15 protein-coding genes are annotated in these 18,902 nt (G+C 68.6%); 13 read left to right on the top strand and 2 right to left on the bottom strand.

Annotation, left to right across the window (positions count from 1 at the left end):
* The first annotated feature begins 94 nt into the window (after positions 1 to 94).
* From dnaE to MYK68_RS12380, 13 genes are all read left to right on the top strand, one after another.
* Positions 95 to 3,634, top strand: a complete 3,540-nt coding sequence (dnaE, locus tag MYK68_RS12440) for a DNA polymerase III subunit alpha (protein ID WP_247864004.1) — start codon at positions 95 to 97, stop codon at positions 3,632 to 3,634.
* A 16-nt stretch (positions 3,635 to 3,650) separates the two neighbouring features.
* On the top strand, positions 3,651 to 4,265 hold the full coding sequence (locus MYK68_RS12435; RefSeq protein ID WP_247864003.1) for an IMPACT family protein: 615 nt from the start codon (positions 3,651 to 3,653) through the stop codon (positions 4,263 to 4,265).
* Between the two features lie 87 nt (positions 4,266 to 4,352).
* Entirely contained in the window at positions 4,353 to 4,628 is a 276-nt protein-coding gene (locus MYK68_RS12430) for a hypothetical protein (RefSeq protein WP_247864002.1), read from the top strand.
* Positions 4,597 to 5,994: a threonine ammonia-lyase IlvA gene (gene ilvA, locus MYK68_RS12425; RefSeq protein WP_247864001.1), complete on the top strand. Its 1,398-nt coding sequence runs from the start codon at positions 4,597 to 4,599 to the stop codon at positions 5,992 to 5,994. Before MYK68_RS12430 ends, ilvA begins: the two co-directional genes overlap by 32 nt.
* Before the next feature lie 363 nt (positions 5,995 to 6,357).
* Positions 6,358 to 7,224 carry an MlaE family ABC transporter permease gene (locus MYK68_RS12420; protein WP_371308603.1) on the top strand — a complete coding sequence of 289 codons (867 nt, stop codon included), beginning with the start codon at positions 6,358 to 6,360 and terminating at the stop codon, positions 7,222 to 7,224.
* A gap of 1 nt (position 7,225) precedes the next feature.
* Positions 7,226 to 8,092 (top strand): ABC transporter permease, encoded by an 867-nt coding sequence (locus tag MYK68_RS12415; RefSeq protein ID WP_247864000.1) that lies wholly within the window; start codon positions 7,226 to 7,228, stop codon positions 8,090 to 8,092.
* Between the two features lie 9 nt (positions 8,093 to 8,101).
* Positions 8,102 to 9,394 (top strand): MCE family protein, encoded by a 1,293-nt coding sequence (locus MYK68_RS12410; protein WP_247868042.1) that lies wholly within the window; start codon positions 8,102 to 8,104, stop codon positions 9,392 to 9,394.
* Entirely contained in the window at positions 9,391 to 10,428 is a 1,038-nt protein-coding gene (locus MYK68_RS12405) for an MCE family protein (RefSeq protein ID WP_247863999.1), read from the top strand. Before MYK68_RS12410 ends, MYK68_RS12405 begins: the two co-directional genes overlap by 4 nt.
* On the top strand, positions 10,425 to 11,417 hold the full coding sequence (locus tag MYK68_RS12400) for an MCE family protein (protein WP_247863998.1): 993 nt from the start codon (positions 10,425 to 10,427) through the stop codon (positions 11,415 to 11,417). Before MYK68_RS12405 ends, MYK68_RS12400 begins: the two co-directional genes overlap by 4 nt.
* Positions 11,411 to 12,523, top strand: a complete 1,113-nt coding sequence (locus MYK68_RS12395) for an MCE family protein (protein ID WP_371308601.1) — start codon at positions 11,411 to 11,413, stop codon at positions 12,521 to 12,523. Before MYK68_RS12400 ends, MYK68_RS12395 begins: the two co-directional genes overlap by 7 nt.
* The gene (locus MYK68_RS12390) at positions 12,520 to 13,623 is read left to right on the top strand and encodes an MlaD family protein (RefSeq protein ID WP_247863996.1); all 1,104 of its coding nucleotides are present in this window, start codon (positions 12,520 to 12,522) and stop codon (positions 13,621 to 13,623) included. The genes MYK68_RS12395 and MYK68_RS12390 overlap by 4 nt, the downstream gene beginning before the upstream one ends.
* The gene (locus tag MYK68_RS12385) at positions 13,624 to 14,781 is read left to right on the top strand and encodes an MlaD family protein (protein WP_247863995.1); all 1,158 of its coding nucleotides are present in this window, start codon (positions 13,624 to 13,626) and stop codon (positions 14,779 to 14,781) included.
* Positions 14,782 to 14,788: 7 nt separating this feature from the next.
* On the top strand, positions 14,789 to 15,664 hold the full coding sequence (locus tag MYK68_RS12380) for a hypothetical protein (RefSeq protein WP_247863994.1): 876 nt from the start codon (positions 14,789 to 14,791) through the stop codon (positions 15,662 to 15,664).
* Positions 15,665 to 15,714: 50 nt separating this feature from the next.
* On the opposite strand, the gene treY is transcribed toward MYK68_RS12380, so the two are convergent.
* Both treY and MYK68_RS12370 read right to left on the bottom strand, forming a co-directional pair.
* Positions 15,715 to 18,048, bottom strand: a complete 2,334-nt coding sequence (gene treY / locus MYK68_RS12375) for a malto-oligosyltrehalose synthase (RefSeq protein ID WP_247863993.1) — start codon at positions 18,046 to 18,048, stop codon at positions 15,715 to 15,717.
* 94 nt (positions 18,049 to 18,142) lie between these two features.
* Entirely contained in the window at positions 18,143 to 18,700 is a 558-nt protein-coding gene (locus tag MYK68_RS12370) for a TetR/AcrR family transcriptional regulator (protein ID WP_247863992.1), read from the bottom strand.
* Positions 18,701 to 18,902 lie beyond the last annotated feature (202 nt).

Raw genomic sequence — 18,902 nt, 5'->3', positions numbered from 1 at the left:
GGCCTCATTCGTCACACCCGGGCGAGCCGATCCAGGCTTGTCGGAGGGGCCGCCTACAGTGGGGTGGTCCAGTTCCGATAGGAGGCGTTGCCGCGTGGCCGGTTCGTTCGTTCACCTGCACAATCACACCGAGTACTCGATGCTCGACGGTGCGGCGAAGGTGTCTCCGCTGTTCGCGGAGGCGCAGCGCCTCGGAATGAACGCGATCGGGATGACCGACCACGGCAACATGTTCGGTGCGAGCGAGTTCTACAACGCCGCGATCAAGCACGACATCAAGCCGATCATCGGGATCGAGGCGTACATCGCGCCCGATTCGCGGTTCAACACCAAGCGCGTGCTGTGGGGCACCCGGGATCAGAAGAGCGACGACGTCTCCGGCTCGGGTGCGTACACGCACATGACGATGGTCGCCGAGAACGCGACCGGTCTGCGGAATCTGTTCCGGCTGTCGTCGCTGGCCTCGATCGAGGGCCAGCTCGGCAAGTGGTCGCGGATGGATGCCGAGATCATCGCCGAGCACGCGTCGGGCATCATCGCCACCACCGGCTGCCCCTCCGGCGAGGTGCAGACGCGTCTGCGGCTGGGGCACGACGCCGAGGCGCTCGAAGCGGCGGGCAAGTGGCAGGAGATCTTCGGCAAGGAGAACTTCTACCTGGAGCTGATGGAGCACGGGCTGGAGATCGAGAGCCGGGTGCGGGGCGGACTGCTCGACATCGGCCGCAAGCTCGGCATCAAGCCGATCGTCACCAACGACTGTCACTACGTGACGCGCGACCACGCGTCGGCGCACGAGGCGCTGCTGTGCGTGCAGACCGGTAAGACGCTCTCCGACCCGACGCGGTTCAAGTTCGACGGCGACGGCTACTACCTCAAGTCCGCCGAGGAGATGCGCGCGCTCTGGGACGACGTGGTGCCCGGGGCCTGCGACAACACCCTGGAGATCGGGGAGCGCGTCTCGTCGTACCAGGAGGTGTTCACCCACCGCGACCGGATGCCGATCTTCCCGGTGCCCGACGGCTACACCCAGGAGACCTGGCTGGAGCGGGAGGTCGACAAGGGCCTGGATCGCCGGTTCGAGGGCGGCCCGGTGCCCGAGGAGTACGTGACGCGCGCCGCCTACGAACTGGGCGTGATCAATCAGATGGGCTTCCCGGCGTACTTCCTGGTGGTCGGCGACCTCATCGCGCACGCCCTGGAAGTCGGGATCCGCGTCGGCCCGGGCCGCGGCTCGGCCGCCGGTTCGCTGGTCGCCTGGGCACTCGGCATCACCAACATCGACCCGATTCCGCACGGCCTGCTGTTCGAGCGCTTCCTCAACCCCGAGCGCGTGTCCATGCCCGACATCGACATCGACTTCGACGATCGTCGCCGCGGCGAGATGATCACCTACGCCAGCCAGAAGTGGGGCAACGACAAGGTGGCCCAGGTGATCACCTTCGGCACCATTAAGACCAAGGCCGCGCTGAAGGACTCGGCGCGCGTGCAGTTCGGGCAGCCCGGCTTCGCGATCGCCGACCGGATCGCCAAGGCACTGCCGCCGCCGGTCGCCGCCAAGGACATCACGGTCGCCGGCATCACCGATCCGTCCAATGAGCGCTACGCCGAGGCGGCCGAGGTCCGGACCCTGATCGAAACCGATCCGGACGTCAAGAAGATCTACGACACCGCGCTCGGTCTGGAAGGCCTGATCCGCAACGCCGGCGTGCACGCCTGCGCGGTGATCATGTCGTGCGACCCGCTGACCGACGCGATCCCGGTGTGGAAGCGCGCGCAGGACGGCGCGATCATCACCGGCTGGGACTACCCGTCGTGTGAGGCCATCGGCCTGCTGAAGATGGACTTCCTGGGTCTGCGCAACCTCACCGTCATCGGTGACGCGCTGGACAACATCAAGGCCAACCGCGGCATCGACCTCAACATGGACAAGCTGCCGCTGGAGGACACCGCGACCTACGAGCTGCTGGCGCGCGGCGACACGCTCGGCGTGTTCCAGCTCGACGGCGCGGGCATGCGCGAACTGCTGAAGATGATGCAGCCGACCGGCTTCGAGGACATCGTCGCCGTGCTCGCCCTGTACCGGCCCGGCCCGATGGACGTCGGGGCCCACCATTCGTACGCCCGGCGCAAGAACGGCCTGGAGGAGATCAAGCCGATCCACCCGGAGCTGGAGGAGCCGCTGCGCGACATCCTCGCCGAGACCTACGGCCTGATCGTGTATCAGGAGCAGATCATGGCGATCGCCCGGACGGTGGCCGGCTACTCGCTCGGTGAAGCCGACCTGCTTCGTCGTGCCATGGGTAAGAAGAAGAAGGCGATCCTCGACGAGGCCTACGGCGGATTCGCCGAGGGCATGAAGAAGAACGGCTTCTCCCAGGGCGCCATCACCGCGCTGTGGGACACCGTTCTCCCGTTCGCCGGGTACGCGTTCAACAAGTCGCACGCCGCCGGCTACGGCCTCGTGTCGTTCTGGACCGCGTATCTGAAGGCCAACTACCCGGCCGAATACATGGCGGGCCTGCTGACCTCGGTCGGCGACGACAAGGACAAGTCGGCGATCTACCTGGCCGACTGCCGGAAGATGGGCATCACGGTGCTCCCGCCCGACGTCAACGAGTCGCGCGCCGACTTCGCCGCCGTCGGCGAGGACATCCGCTTCGGGCTGGCGGCGATCCGCAACGTCGGCTCGGGCGTGGTCAGCTCGATCATCGCCTCCCGGGAAGAAAAGGGCGCGTTCACCAACTTCTCGGACTATCTGTCGAAGATCGACGTCACCGCCTGCAACAAGAAGGTCACCGAATCGCTGGTCAAGGCCGGCGCGTTCGACTCGCTCGAGCATCCGCGCAAGGGTCTGTTCCTGGTGCACGCCGACGCCGTCGACTCGGTGCTCGGCACCAAGAAGGCCGAGGCGATGGGGCAGTTCGACCTGTTCGGCGACATGGGCGGCGGCGACGAATCGCTGTCCGAGGTGTTCGCCGTCAAGGTGCCCGACGAGGAGTGGGAGTCCAAGCACAAACTGGCGCTCGAGCGCGACATGCTCGGCCTGTACGTCTCCGGGCACCCGCTCGCCGGGGTGGAGCACGCTCTCGCCGCGCAGACCGACACCTCGATCACCCAGCTGCTGGAGGACCAGGTGTCCGACGGCGCGCAGATCACCATCGGCGGCATCATCTCCTCGGTCACCCGGCGGGTGAACAAGAAGGGCGAGCCGTGGGCCGCGGTGACCGTGGAAGACATGGTCGGTGGCGTGGAGGTCTACTTCTTCCCGCGCGCCTATATGGCCTTCGGCATGGACCTGACGGTCGACAACATCGTGCTGGTCAAGGCGCGCGTCAACAAGCGCGACGACTCGATGATGATCAGCGCCAACGACCTCGCCGTCCCCGATCTGGCCGCGGCGGGCACCACCAAACCGCTGAGCCTCACCCTGCAGGCACGGGCCTGCACACCGTCGACCGTGGCCTCGCTCAAGCAGGTGCTGCAGCGGCACGCCGGGACGTCGGACGTCCACGTGACGCTGATCAGCGACAAGAAGGAGACCCGGCTGCGGCTGACCGAGTCGCTGCGCGTCGCCCCGTCCTCGGCCCTGATGGGCGACCTGAAGGCCCTCCTCGGTCCGAGCTGCCTGAGCTGAACGGACCGGACGAGCGGTGCTGGTTCTCGACAGGTCGTCCGGCGAGATCGTCACGGAGACGACGATCCGCAAGTCGCGGTTCGTCGCGACTCTCGCGGCGGTCTCCACCGAAGCCGAACTCGCCGCGCTGATCGCGCGCAAGCGCGACCCGTCGGCGAACCACGCCTGCTGGGGTGCGGTGATCGGCAGCGGCCCCGGACAGATCGCCCGGTGCAGCGACGACGGCGAGCCCGGCGGCACCGCAGGCCCGCCGATCCTCGCCGCACTGCAATCGCGTGAGGTGACCGGGGCCGCGATCGTCGTCGTCCGCTGGTTCGGCGGCATCAAGCTGGGTGCAGGGGGACTGGTCCGCGCCTACGGCGGTGCCGCCGGCGCCGTGCTCGACGCCGCTCCGCTCCGGGCGGCCCGCGAGCGTGCGACGCTCCGCCTCCGGGTGCCGATCGAGATGGCCGGCCGGGTCGAGAAGGTCCTCTACGCCGCCGGTGACGTCGGTGCGGTCGACTACGGAGCGGAGAGTGTGACCTTCACCGTCGACGTGGCCGCGGCCGCCGAAGCGGCACTCCGTGACCGTGTGCTGTCGGTGACCTCCGGCGCCGCGGAGGTGCTCGACGCGGTCCACCACCTCGCGTGACCGTCGTCGATCCGGCCGGCGGGCGTACCGCACCCATGAATTCGGTCACCCGAACAATATCTCTCCGGTTGGTGCTATCCTGAAGTTGTGACCACGCTGAACCACACTGTCACCCAGCCCGCAACGCGGATTCGGCACGCCGTGCCCGCGGCAGAGGTGTTCGGCGTCTCGTGGCCGCTGTACAAGCTGCACGCGCTCGCGGTCGCGGGTCTGGTGCTGGTGGTCGTTCTGGCCGCCGGTGGGTCCGGCGCCACCGCGATGTGGACGAGCGCGTCCGCGCTGCTGCTGGTCTGGTGGGGCGAGCGCGCCGCACTGGCGGCGCGGTGGGACGATGGTGGTCGTGACCACCGCACCCACTTCTGACGTCTCCACCCCCGACGACGCGGTCGTACCCGGCCTGAACCGGGCCAGCATCGAAGCCGCCGCCGACCGGCTCGACGGCGTCGTCGCCCGCACGCCCCTCGAAACCTGCCCGCGCCTCTCCGAGGCCACCGGCACGCAGGTGCGCCTCAAGCGGGAGGATCTGCAGACCGTCCGGAGCTACAAGATTCGCGGCGCGTACAACGTGATGGCGCAGCTGACGCCGGAGGAACTGTCTGCGGGTGTCGTCGCCGCGAGCGCCGGAAACCATGCCCAGGGCGTCGCGTACGCGTGTCGCACGATGGGTGTGAAGGGCCGCATCTACGTCCCGACCACGACGCCGAAGCAGAAGCGTGACCGGATCTCCTGGCACGGCCGAGAGTTCGTGGAACTGCTCGCCGTCGGCGACACGTACGACGCCGCCGCCTCCGCCGCCCAGACCGACGTGCTGCGCACCGGCGCCACCTGGATCCACGCCTTCGACGACGCCCGGACCGCGGCCGGTCAGGGCACCATCGGCAAGGAGATCGTCGAGCAACTCGGTACCGCCCCCGACGTGGTGATCCTGCCGGTCGGCGGCGGTGGCTGCCTGGCCGGCATCGTGACCTACCTGCGGGCGACGTGCCCGGACACCGCGATCGTCGGCGTCGAGCCCGCCGGGGCCGTCTCGCTGGCCGCCGCGCTGGTGGCGGGGGAGCCGTACACGCTCGACGACATCGACCCGTTCGTCGACGGTGCCGCGGTCAAGCGGATCGGCGGCCTCGGACACCGGGTGATGGCACAGGCCGGCGCCCGCGTCGTCGACCACCCGGTCTTCGCCACCATCACCGACGACCCCCAGGTTCCGGTGATCTCCCGCGATCAGATCGACCTCGCGCCGGGCAGTGTCACCGTGACCCATGTCGACGAGGGCGCGATCTGCTCGACGATGCTGGAGCTGTACCAGAACGAGGGCATCATCGCCGAACCCGCCGGTGCGCTGACCGCCACCGCGCTCGCCGAACTGGACCTGCCGGCCGGTGCGTCGGTGGTCGTGCTGGTCTCCGGTGGCAACAACGACGTGTCGCGCTACGGCGAGATCATCGAGCGCTCACTGGTGCACCGTGGACTGAAGCACTACTTCCTGGTCAACTTCCCGCAGGAGCCGGGTGCGTTGCGCCGCTTCCTCGACGACGTCCTCGGCCCCGACGACGACATCACCCTCTTCGAATACGTCAAGCGCAACAACCGGGAGACCGGCGCCGCGCTGGTCGGCGTGGAACTCGGCAGCCGGGAGTCGTTCGGCGCGCTGATGGACCGGATGGCGCACTCCCGCCTCGACGTCGAGCTGCTGGAACCGGGCACCCCCGCCTACGACTACCTCACCTGATCGGCGCGGTGAGCCGCGACGCCCGGCCCCGCATCGGCGGCGCCGGGGCACATCCGCGTCATCGGCGAGTGCCTCGGATGTGCCCGGCTGAATCGTTCGCGACGAGCGCCGCGGATGCCGAAAGGGGCCGTCGGCGACACGCGGGATCGCTCGTGCGACATCGCCCGGCCGGCGGCGTAACCAGGCTTATCGCACGTCCGGCGTAGTTTAGCGGAGCGGACCGAGGGTCGCTTAGGACACACTCGGCAAACATCGTGACCCCTGACACAAATGATTTTCTCAGGCTGTAGTATCCCTACTCACGGGTCAGGTCATCCGCTAACGGGGGTGTGAGGCCGCAGCGACGATCGTGAAGGCAGGGGAGTGAGCACAGACGCAGCCGATGCGGGCGTACCGCTCGCCCGGAGTCGCCGCCGGTTCTCGGACACCGGCTTCGGCAAGTGGTGGCGCGAGCACATCACCAAGTCGTTCGAGACCTTCGGCCGCCAGCTCGCGATGTTCGTCGAGGTCTTCAAGGTCCTCATCACCGACCTCGCGAAGGGCCGCTTCCCGTTCGCCGAGTTCGTCCGCCAGTGCGGGTTCATGGCCTCGACGTCGGTGTTCCCGACGCTGCTGGTCGCCATCCCGATCGGTGTGATCGTCTCGATCCAGGTGTCCAACATCGCCGGCCAGATCGGTGCGACGTCGTTCGCCGGCGCCGCGACCGGCCTCGGCGTGATCCGGCAGGGCGCCCCGCTGGTCACCGCGCTCATCATGGCCGGCGCCATCGGCTCGGCCATCGCGGCCGACCTCGGCTCGCGCACCATCCGCGACGAGATCGACGCCATGAAGGTGATGGGCGTCAACCCGGTCGAACGCCTCATCTCGCCGCGCCTGCTGGCGACCATGGTGGTCAGCTTCCTGCTCTGCGGCTTCGTCTGCTTCGTCGGCTTCATCACCGGCTACCTGTTCAACGTCTACTTCCAGGGCGGGACACCGGGCAGCTACACGGGCACGTTCGCGTCGTTCGCCGGCACGCCCGACCTGATCTTCGCGCTGGTCAAAGCCGTGATCTTCGGCGCGATCGTGGCGATCGTCGCCTGCGACCGCGGTCTCACCACCAGCGGTGGCCCGTCCGGTGTGGCCAACTCGGTCAACGCGGCCGTCGTCAATTCGGTGATCCTGCTGTTCACCGTCAACGTGGTGCTGACCCAGGTGTTCGCGCTCGTCGTTCCGGCGAAGGTGGTGTGACGTGACCGCATCCCGCTATACCGCGCCGATCCTGCGGCCCTTCGAATGGCTGAAGAAGCTCTGGGAGATCCCGCGCGACGGCATCGTCTCGATGGGCCACCTGATCACCTTCCTGATCAAGTCCATCGGCCTCGCGCCGATCACCTTCCGGCACTACCAGAAGGAGGTCTGGCGGCTGCTGTCCGACGTCGCCTGGGGCAACGGCGCCATCGTGGTCGGCGGCGGCACCGTCGGCGTCATGGTGATCCTCGGTGTGATGGGCGGCGCCACGGTCGGCATCGAGGGCTACACCGCCCTGAACCTGCTCGGCATGGAACCGCTGACCGGCGCGCTGTCGGCGTTCGCGACCACCCGCGAGATCGCCCCGCTGCTGGCGGCCACCGCCTTCGCCGCCCAGTCCGGCTGCCGCTTCACCGCGCAGCTCGGTTCCATGCGGATCAGCGAGGAGATCGACGCGCTCGAGGCCATCGCCATCCGCCCGCTGCCGTATCTGGTCACCACCCGGATGACCGCCGCCGTGCTGTCCATCGTCCCGCTGTACGCGGTGGCGCTCGCGGCCAACTACATCGCCTCCCAGCTGATCTTCCAGGTGCAGAGCGGTCAGGGTGCCGGCACCTACGTCCACTACTTCCAGCAGTTCATGCTGTCCACGGACGTGCTCTTCTCCTTCCTCAAGGTCGTGGTCTTCGTGCTGCTCACGACCTTCATCCAGTGCTACTACGGGTACTTCGCCTCCGGCGGCCCGGAGGGAGTGGGCGTGGCGGCCGGCCACGCGATCCGTCTGTCGATCATCACGATCGTCTTCGCCAACCTGATTCTGACGCTGGTGTTCTGGGGCACCACCGCCGGAATCCAGATCTCGGGGTAACTGACCATGGTGAGAGTCGATACCGGCGGCCGCGACCCCTCGGTCGCGCAGTACTTCTGGCGTGGCGTCGCCTTCCTGGCCGTCGCCGCAGTGGTCTTCGTGCTGCTGATGATGCGCTACGAGGGCAAGTTCGACAGCGTCACGCGCGTCACCGCGCAGATGACCGACGTCGGCGACGGCCTGATCAACGGCGCCGACGTCCGCTACAACGGTTTCATCGTCGGCGCGGTCCGCAGCGTGTCCGTGGTCAACGACGGCGACGCCGGCCCGCTCAAAGACGTCAGCATCGATCTGCTGCCGGCACAGGCGAAGGGCATCCCCCTCAACACGGAGGCCCGCACCGTCCCGGCCAACCTGTTCGGCGTGAACTCGGTGGAGCTGATCCAGCCGGCCAACCCGTCGTCGCAGCGGCTGCACAGCGGCGCCACCATCAAGGCGGCGACCGACGCCGACACCATCCGCCTGCAGGACGCCCAGAACGATCTGCGGCATCTGCTGCAGGCCGTGCCCGCCGAGGACCTCGGCATGGTGCTCGGCACCATCGCCGACGCCCTGCACGGCGGCGGCGCGACGTTCAAGACCTTCCTGCCGGTCCTCGACACCTACTTCCAGCAGATCAACGCGCAGTTCCCGGCGGGGGCACCGTCGGGTTTCGCCAACTTCAACGCCGCGGTCACCGGCATCTCGCAGTCGGCCCCGAAGCTGCTCGACACCCTCGGCAAGTCGGTGATCCCGGCCATGACGATCGCCGAGAAGCAGCGTGACCTGACCGCGCTGCTGTCGGCCGGACAGGGCCTGCTCGATCAGACGCAATCGCTGTTCGCCAAGAACGGCGACGGCGGCGAACGGATCGTCGGCGACCTGAACACCATGCTCGGCGCCACGATGGCCGATCCGCAGGCGATGCCCGAGGCGGTGCACGAGCTGTACGTCCTCGCCGGCCGCGTGCTCGGCGTGTTCACCGGCACCAACGGCAAGGTGCAGCTGAACCTCGGCATCAGTTTCAGCCCGTTCGAGATGTACACGCGGCAGAACTGCCCGGTCTACAACGGCGGCAAGTACGGCCAGCTCCGCGGTCCCGGATGCGTCGGACCGGGCACCGGCACCGGGCCGACCAGCTCCGGTCCGCTGGCCATCTATCCGGCCGAGGGCCTGCAGCGCCGCACCGTGTCGAAGCGGGTCACCACCGGGCACGACGGCCAGACGCTGGGTGCGGCACTGGGCCGTAAGCCCACCGCGGCGGACACCCTGATGCTCGGGCCGCTGGTCCAGGGTGTCACCCCGCAGGGAGGAGACAAGTGAGCCAGCCGGTATCGAGCATCCGCAAACCGCTCATCGGTTTCACGGCCTTCGCCCTGGTGGCGCTGTTCATGACCTATCTGATCTGGTCGACGCTGGAACGGACGCTCGACGGCCCCACCGGCGAGTACCACACCACCTTCAACGACGCCTCCGGCCTCGCGGTCGGCGACGACGTGCGCATGGCGGGCGTGCGAGTCGGCCGCGTCGAGTCGATCAAGCTGGAGAACGGCCGCGCCAAGGTCGGCTTCGACGTGCTGAACAGCCAGAACGTGTACGACAACACGCAGGCCGCGATCCGCTACCAGAACCTGATCGGCCAGCGTTACCTGGCGCTGAGCCTGGACGGTGGGGTCCCCGGCAAGCAGTTGCCGAAGGGCAGCTCGCTCAAGCTCGACGGCGTCGACTCGTTCGACGTCACCCGCCTGCTCGCCGGTTTCCAGCCCGTCTTCGACACGCTCACTCCCGACCAGGTGAACAGCCTCACGATGAGCCTGATCAACACCTTCCAGGTGGGCGACAAGATCTCGCTGACCAACACGATCACCCAGATCGGCACCGTCGCGAACGACATGGCCAACCGCGACGAGGTCCTCGGCGCCATCATCAACAACCTCTCCCTGGTGATGCGCGACCTCGCTCAGCAGGGCGATCAGGTGAAGGTGCTGATCGACAACACCGCGAAACTGGTGGAGGGCCTCAACAGCAACTCCGCCGCGTTCGGCAAGTCGGTCGATCTGATCGGCCGCACCGCCGCCGGCTTCGGCGACGTGATCGGCCAGAGTCAGGACGCGCTGGCCTCGGCGGGTTCCGCGGCCCGCAGCGCCACCACCACGCTCATCCGCAGCGGTGCCACCCTCGACCGGGCAGCCGTCGTGCTGCCGGACTTCCTGGTGCACTTCCCGATGGTGATGAGCCAGGGCGCCTACCTGAACATCTACGCCTGCGAACTCGACATCTCGATCGGCAACGTCCTCCTTCCGCCCGGCCTGCTGACCCAGATCGGCGGCTCCAATCACTCGGTGGTGTGCCGATGAAGAAGCGTCTCGCGCAGTCCTGGGGCGCCCGCCGCCTCCTCTGGTACGGCCTGATCGGCTCCGTGGTCCTGATCCTGATCCTGGTCGCGGTGGTGGGCTTCAGCAGCCTCGGCATCGGCAAGCACAACTACACCGCGAACTTCACCAACGCCGGCGGCATCCGCTCCGGTGACAAGGTCCGCGTCGCCGGTATCGACAAGGGTGAGGTGACCGGTACCGAACTGGTCGGCGACCACGTCAAGGTCACCATGCGCGTCGACAACGACGTCAAGGTGACCGACCAGGGCACCGCGACCATCAAGCTGTCGACCCTGCTCGGCCAGCGGTTCGTGGAGGTCGACCAGGGGTCGGGCGACCATCCCGCCAAGAACGACGTCATCCCGCACACCGAGGTGCCGTACGACCTGCAGAAGACCCTCGAGGCCGGGGTGCCGATCCTCGCCGGAATCGACGACAAGAGCCTCGCCGCATCGCTCGCCGGATTGAACACGCAGCTCAAGGGGGTGCCGGAGATCGCGGCGCCCACGCTCGACGCCCTCACCCGGATGTCGGCGGTGATCAACAATCGCAGCGACCAGATCAACCAGCTGATCAAGGACACCCAGAACGTGACCGATCAGGTGACCGGCAGCCAGACGCAGCTGTCGATCATCGTCGGACAGGGCGCTCAGCTGGCCGGCAAGATCCAGGCGCGCGAGCAACTCGTCACCCGGCTGCTCGACGGCCTGGCCGACCTGATGACGCAGTCGCAGGTCCTCGCCGAACAGAACCAGGGCCAGTTCGCCCCGCTGATGGCGAATCTGAACACGATCTCGCAGGGACTGGAGAAGAACCGTGACAACCTCCGCAAGATGCTCGACATCCTGCCGGTGACCGCGCGCGCCATCACCAACCTCACCGGCGACGGCCCGTACGCGAACGGCTACCTGCCGTGGGGCATCTTCCCCGACAACTGGCTCTGCCTGGCCCGGGTGGTGGACGGATGCTGACGATGAAGAAGCACGGATTCCGGCGCGGAATGGCCGCGGTCGCGGTCACGACCGCCGCCGCCCTCGGGCTGAGCGGCTGCTCGCTGGTCCCGGCCGGCTGGAAGACGGCGGTCGGCGCGGCGCAGACCTACACCGCCTACTTCACCAGCGCCGCCGGCCTGTACCCGGGCAACGACGTCGCCGTGCTCGGCATGCCGGTCGGCCGCATCACCAAGCTCGAGCCGCAGGGCACCCGGGTCAAGGTGGAGATGGCCGTCGACTCGAACATCTCGATCCCGCAGGACGCGACCGCGGCGATCGTCAACACCTCCATCGTCACCACCCGCCACATCGAGCTGACCCCGGCGTACACCGGCGGCGCCAAGATCCCGGCCGGCGGCACGGTGGCGCACACCGCGGCGCCGGTGGAGATCGGCACGCTCTTCGACTCGATCGACTCGCTGGTGGAGAATCTCAAGGGCACACCCGACGGGGACAAGCCGATCGCCGACCTGGTCGATATCGCCTCGGGGATCGCCGACGGCAACGGTGAACGCCTCCGCAACGCGCTGACCGCGCTGGAGAAGGCGGCACGGCTCGGCGCGGGCAACGCCGACGCGATCGGCTCGATCATCAAGAACATCGGTGAGCTGTCGAGCGCGCTGACCGCGAACTATCCGAAGATGCTGGCCTTCTCCAACTCGGTCACGCAGGTCTCGGAGATGCTCGGCGAACAGAGCCCCGGCCTGGACGCCACGCTGGCGAACGTCAACCAGACGCTGGCCAACACCTCGGCGTTCCTGCAGGACAACAAGGGCACCATGGGATCGGCGTTCACCCAGCTGGCGTCGCTGGCCTCGAACCTGTCGGACTACTCGCGCGAGCTGGTCGACACCGTGGACATGGGGCCGCTGCTGTTCCAGAACCTCTCGAACTCGGTCTCCGCCGAGCAGGGGGCCTGGCGCGCCCAGGTGCTGCTCGACAAGTCGCTGATCGACAACGAGATGCTGTCCCGGTTCTGCGAGGCGATCAACCTCCGCAAGAACGGCTGCCGCACCGGAAAGCTGAACGACTTCGGACCCGACCTGGGCGTCTTCTCCGGACTGTTGGAGTTGAGTAAGCGATGAACAGGATCAAGAAGGCCGCGCTCGGCGCCGTCGCGGTGCTGACGGCGGTGAGCCTCACCGCCTGCAGTTCGCTGCCCGGCATCACCGTCGAGCAGATCCCGCTGCCGTCGCCCGGCGGTCTGGGTTCGACGTATCAGCTCAAGGCCGTCTTCGACAACGCGCTCAACCTGCCGAGCCAGGCCAAGGTCCGGCTCAACGGCACGGATGTGGGGGAGGTGACCGGCATCGTGGCGAAGAACTACCAGGCCGAGGTCACCATGGACATCTCCGACACCACCAAGCTGCCCGTCGGCACCGGCGCGGAGCTGCGGCAGGCGACCCCGCTGGGTGACGTGTTCGTCGCACTGAATCCGCCGCGCAACGCCGACAAGGGCATGATGAGCCCGGGCCAGACGCTGAGCGGTGAGACGTCCGCGGCGGCCACCGTCGAGGATCTGCTCATCAGCATGACCGCGCAGGTCGACTCCGGTTCGGTCAGCGCGCTGCAGAACATCTTCACCGAACTGAGCACGGCGCTGTCCGGACAGGACAAGTACGTGGAGCTGCAGGGGGCCATCAACGGCTTCACCACGGCGATCACCAAGTTCAACAAGAACTCCGCCGAGGTCGACACGGCGATGGCGAACACCCAGAAGCTGACCGGGGAACTCGCCGACGGCCGCAATCAGATCACCGCGGCCGTCAACAAGCTGCCGCCGGCGATCGCCACCGTCAACGACGAGCTCGGCCTGATCCTGGACACCCTGGACAAGTCGAACACCGTCACCGCGGCGACCGCGAACTTCCTGAACACCCGGCAGAGCGACCTGATCGAACTCCTGGGACACCTCAACGAGGCGGCGATCGCCCTCAACCAGACGGCACCGCAGCTCACCCCGCTGATGCAGCGGCTCTTCGAGCTGAACCCGAAGTGGAAGGGTTCCACGCCGGGCAGCGCCGCTGCGGTCGCGGCCAAACTGTACTGGCTCACCCCGGGCGTCGGCTTCGACTCGCGGTCCCGGTTCCCCGAATTGCAAGACCTCCAGGGCGGACTGCAGAGCCTCCAGCAGACCCTGACGATCGTGCTGGCCCGGCTGACCGGACAGATGGGGGCGAACTAGATGACGGCCTTCCTGCGCAAGAACTCGATCCTGCTGGGCAACATCGCGCTCGCCGTGGTGATGGTGCTCGGCCTGGCCTACCTGGCGTTCGTCTCGCTCAACTGGCGGCCGTGGCAGAGCACCTACGACGTGATGGTCAAGTTCCCGATCTCCGGCGGCTTGCAGGAGACCTCCAAGGTGACCCTGCGCGGCGTCGAGATCGGCGACGTGGACAGCATCCAGGTGACCCCGCGGACGGTCGACGTGAAGCTGCGGCTGCGGAGCGACCACAAGATCAACCGCAACGCCAAGTTCTCCGCGCTGGGCCTCTCGGCGGCCGGTGAACAGTACGTCGACATCGTCCCGACCACCGACGACGGCCCGTTCCTGAAGAACGGCGACGTGATCGAGCCGGGCCAGACCGCGGTGACCGTGCCGTTCTCCACCGTGCTCGAATCGAGCCTCGATCTGATCAGCCAGGTCGACACCGAGAAGCTCAGCGGTGCGCTGCAAGAGCTGACGATCGCGCTCAACGACGATCAGCCGAATCAGCTCAAGTCGATCTTCCAGTCCGGCGGCACCATCTTCGCGCAGCTCTACAAGGTGATGCCGCAGACCACCAAGCTGATCCAGGACGCCGGCACCATCCTGAAGACCACCGCGGACATCCAGCCCGATCTCAGCCGCCTGATCGACGGCGGCGCCGGCCTGATCAACGCGGCGGTGGCCTCCGACCGGGAGCTGCGCACGCTGCTCGGCACCGGTCCCGGCCGCATCACCAGCCTGACCGGGTCGCTCGACACCATCACCGACCCGATCACCGACGTGCTCGGCCAATTCCTGTCGGTCGCCCAGCAGGGCGCGCTGCGGGCCCCGACCCTCGCCGTTCTGCTGCCGTCGATCCGCGACGGCTCCGCGCAGGCGCAGAAGATGTTCCACGACGGCGCCTGGTGGGCGATGGCCTCGATCTACCCGCGACCGTACTGCGACTACGCGGTGACCCCGACCCGGCCGACGGTGATCATGGCGGCGTCGGTGCCGACCAACCTGTACTGCGTCACCGAGGATCAGAACCAGCAGCGGCGGGGCAGCGTCAACGCGCCGCGCCCGAAGGGTGACGACACCGCGGGCCCGCCGCCCGGCTACGATCCCAACAGCCGCACAGTCCCCCTGAAGTGAAGGACGCATGACCTCCGAGCAGAGCCCTGACGAGCAGAACCCCGGCGGGCCGAGTCCCGACGATTCCACCGGCGGCGTCACGGACGCGGATCATGCCGCGCCGGACGACGCCGCGGTGACCGGGACCACCGACGACGCGGCGGAGCCGGACGAGGCGGAGCCCGATGAGGCGGAGCCGAAGGCCGCCGCGCGGAGCAAGATCGAGGCCAAGCGGGCCGCCCGCGAAGCCGACGCGGCCGCGGCGCCGTCGAGTGGGCGGCAGTTCACCATCACCGCGCGCGCCCTGATCCGCGCGGGTATCGGACTGCTGCTGATCTGCGCGCTGATCGTGATCGGCCTGCTGAGCTGGCAGTACGCGGAGAAGAGCCGGGCGCTGAGCGCGTTCGACGACGCCAAGGGCGCGTCGACGTCGTTCGTGCGGACCTACTTCGAGACGATGATGGCCCCGAACGCCACGCCGGATCAGATCAAGTCCAAGGTGGTCCCGCTGACCACCGGCGAGGCCCGGGACCGGGTCGAGGCCGACGCCGTGTCGAATTCGACGTGGACCAAGGAAGCACACATCGAGAACGCCACCGCCGAGGTCAATGCGGCGATGGTGGAGAGCTTCAGCACCTCGAAGGCGGTGACGGTCGTCGCGGTGACATTCTCGGCGACCAGCGCGGCGGCTCCAGCCGGAGCCAAGAGTGTCGTGCTGCTGCAGTTCGACATGGTCCACAAGGACGGTAAGTGGCTGGTCAGCAAGATGGTGCCGATGCCGGGTGTCTCCTCGCAGGACGCTCCGGGCAGCGTCGGCGGTCAGACCACATCGACCACCACGCCGCCGGCCGGTGACACGACACCGCCCGCCGGACAGACGCCCGCGCCGCAGCCGGCCGGCTGACGTCGCGAGCCCGGCGGCTCAGCGTCCGCCGGGTCAGAACACACGCGACACTAGTCGTCGGTGGCTTCCAGGATGGCGACGGGCCGGTCCCCGAGAATCCGATCGGCCCGGGTCCGTCCGGTCTGCACGACGCCGGTGCGGACGTCGCGCCACCGGCCGGGCGGCAGATCGACGGCCGCCTCTTCGCGGTCGGGGCCGGGACGGAAGGTCTGACTGAACCGTTCGGTGACCACCACGACCTGCGGCGCCCGATCGGCCGGTCCGCGGGCGAAGGCCAGGATGTGGCCGGCGCGTGCGCCGCGGGCGGTCACCTCGCGGTACTCGCCGCAGGTGCCGAACGCCTCGGGGTACCGCCGCCGGACGGCCAGCGCCTCGGTGATCAGGGTGAACTTCTGGTGGTCGGCAGGCTGGGTGTAGTCGACCGGCCGGCGGTTGTCCGGATCGGTGAGGGAGTGATCCCACCACTGCGAGCCCTGGTACACGTCGGGCACGCCGGGGCCGAGCAGGGCGACCGCGGTGCGGGCGAGCGCTTCGCAGCGGCCGGGGCCGTGGATGAGCCCGACGAACTCGGAGATCAGCGCGGCGGGGGTGCCGGTGAGCACGGCGGCGAGCCAGGTCTGGGTCTGCTCCTCGGCGTCGTCGTTCGGCGCCGGCCACGAGGTGATGAGGGCGGCGTCGCGCATCGCACGGGTCGCGTACCGGGCCAGGCGTTCCCGGAGGTCGGCGTCGGGAGATCCGTCGTCGGGCCAGACGCCGATCACGTTCTGCAGCAGCAGATACGCGGTGCGCGGGTGCGGTGGGGGAGCCTCCTGCCAGATGCGGCGGACCAGGAGGTTCCAGCGCTGCGGAACCTGTGCGATCAGCGCGATGCGAGCGCGGGCGTCGCCGCTGCGCTTGGTGTCGTGCGTGGAGACGGTGGTCAGCGCGAGCGGCCAGGTCCGGGCGCGCACCCGGTTGCGCTCGTGGAAGGCCACCGGGCTGATGGTCGGCACTCGCGGATTGCAGCCGAGTTCCTGAGTGGAGATCAGCCGCGCCGTCCGGTGGAAACCGACGTCCTCGATGGCTTTCGCGGCCACCGCGGTGGCCAGCTCGCTGACCCGGAACACGGCCTCGGGGTACTCGTCGGGTGCGAGGAAGACCGCGGCGACCGAGTCGAGTCCTACGCTCGCGGTGGGGAGTTCGCTGCGCGCCGCCTCGATGGTCGCCAGTACCCGGGGCAGTAACTGCGGATAGTCCGGCCGGCTGACGGTGAGGGCGACGACGAAGGCGGCGACCGCCTGCTCGATCTGGAAGAGCGGGACCGACGGGGTGGCCTCGGCGACCGCGGCGCTGGCCCAGCGCAGCCGGGTGGCGAAGACGGTGCGCATCGTCGAATCCCGGAGTGCGCGTGCCTGGGCCGCGAGCTGGTCGCCGTCGCCGGGCAGGCCGGTGATCCAGCGGAAGATCTCGTCGAGTTCGATGATCCCCGGTGGGGAGGTGAAGGCCGCCTCGATCAGCTGGAGCTGGTCGTACCCGGTGGTGCCGTCGATCGGGAGCGCGTCGTCGAGCTGTTCGTCGACGGCCAGTCCCTTCTCCACGTAGATCAGCCGGTGCGGCCCGAGGATCTCGCGCAGCGCGGTGGTGTAACCGAGCGGATCGCGCAGACCGTCGAGGTGATCCACGCGGACGCCGTCGATCAGGTCCTCGTTCGCCAGATAGCGCAGCCAGCCGTGCGTCGCCTCGAAGACCTCCGGAGCCTCGACACGCAGGGCCGCGAGCTCGCCGATGTCGAGGAAGCGGCGATAGCTCAGCAGCGGAGAGGTGGCCGCGACCAGTCGGTAATGCTGCCTGCCCAGGACCTCGACCGGGTCGTCGCCCGGCGCGGCGGTGTCCGGGGCGGTGGGCAGTACCCAGTCGTGCAGGCAGAGGTTGCCGTCGTCGTCGAGCCGCAACTCCTCGAGGTCCTGTCCGGCACCGAGGAAGGGGAGAAGGATGCGGCCGTCGACGCCGTCCGTCGAGGCCGGGTGCAGATCGAAGTACCCGGCGTACCGCGACTCCATGCCGAAGCGCAGGACGTCGGCCCACCAGGCGTTCCGTGCGGGGACGGCGATACCGACGTGATTGGGCACGATGTCGATGATCAGGCCGATGCCGACCGCGCGGGCGTGCGCGCGCAGCAGCCGGAAGCCGTCGATACCGCCCAGCTCTGCGGAGATCTGGGTCGGCGGCGTCCAGTCGTAGCCGTGGGTGGAGCCGGGCATGGCGCCGAGGATCGGTGAGAGATACAGATGGGAGATGCCGAGGTCGGCCAGCTGATCGAGGATCCCGACGACCTCGGCGAACGCGAACTCCGGGGTGAGCTGCACCCGGTAGGTCGCGATCGGCTCGATCGGGATGTCGCTCATCGGTGTCCTGTCGTGGGCTCGGCACCGCGGTGGCCAAGGCTCACAAATCGTACCGTCACCCGGGACCGCCGCGGCGCGTCTGCGGCGGCGATGGTCAGACGGCGGCGAGCGCGGCGCGGGCGCCGTCGAGGATCACGCCGAGGGCGGCGGTGAACTCGGCGTCGTAGTTCCGGCCGGACGGTCCGGTGACACCGAGCCGCTCCATCTGGGCCCGGGTCTGCTCCTCGATGGTGAGGCCGATGGTCAGCTGGCACAGGGCGGTCGCGACACCGTGCGCGGCGGTCTCGCTGAGGCCGCCGGTGGCGGCGAGTCCGGCGAGTCGTCCGGCCAGATCGCTGCCGGACAGTCCCGACGCCCACGCCGAGGACACCACCTCGGCGCTGTCCGGCACGGCGAGCAGCGCGGCGCGCATGCCGCGGGTCGTCTCGCGCAGCGCCGCATCCCAGGGCAGGTGATCGGGGACGGGCACCGCCGCCAGCAGGTCGTCGGCCAGTGCGGCGAGCATCGACTGCTTGTTGGGGAAGTGCCAGTACAGGGCGTTGGGCCGGACCCCGACCTCGGTGGCCAGGCGGCGCATGGTCAGGTCCGCCAGGCTGTGCTCGGCCAGGATGCCGCGGGCCGCCGCCAGGATGTCCGTCCGCGTATTGCCCACGCCGACGACACTAGGCCATGTCTCCCAAGTCTCGCTCCGGTCCTCGGCGGCCCGCGCAGCGCCTGGCGGCGTTGTCGTCGGTCGGCATAGCGCCGCTATGCCTCCCTCCTCCGCCTTGCCAGCCGCCCAGCGGATCCACCGATGCCTTCGGAGAAGACTTGGGAGACACGGCCTCGTCCTGTACGGCGTACAGGGCCACCTG

It is taken from the genome of Gordonia sp. PP30, from assembly GCF_023100845.1.
GTDB lineage: Bacteria > Actinomycetota > Actinomycetes > Mycobacteriales > Mycobacteriaceae > Gordonia.
Note: the sequence above shows the minus strand (reverse complement) of the source record. Positions and strands in the feature narration are given on the sequence as shown.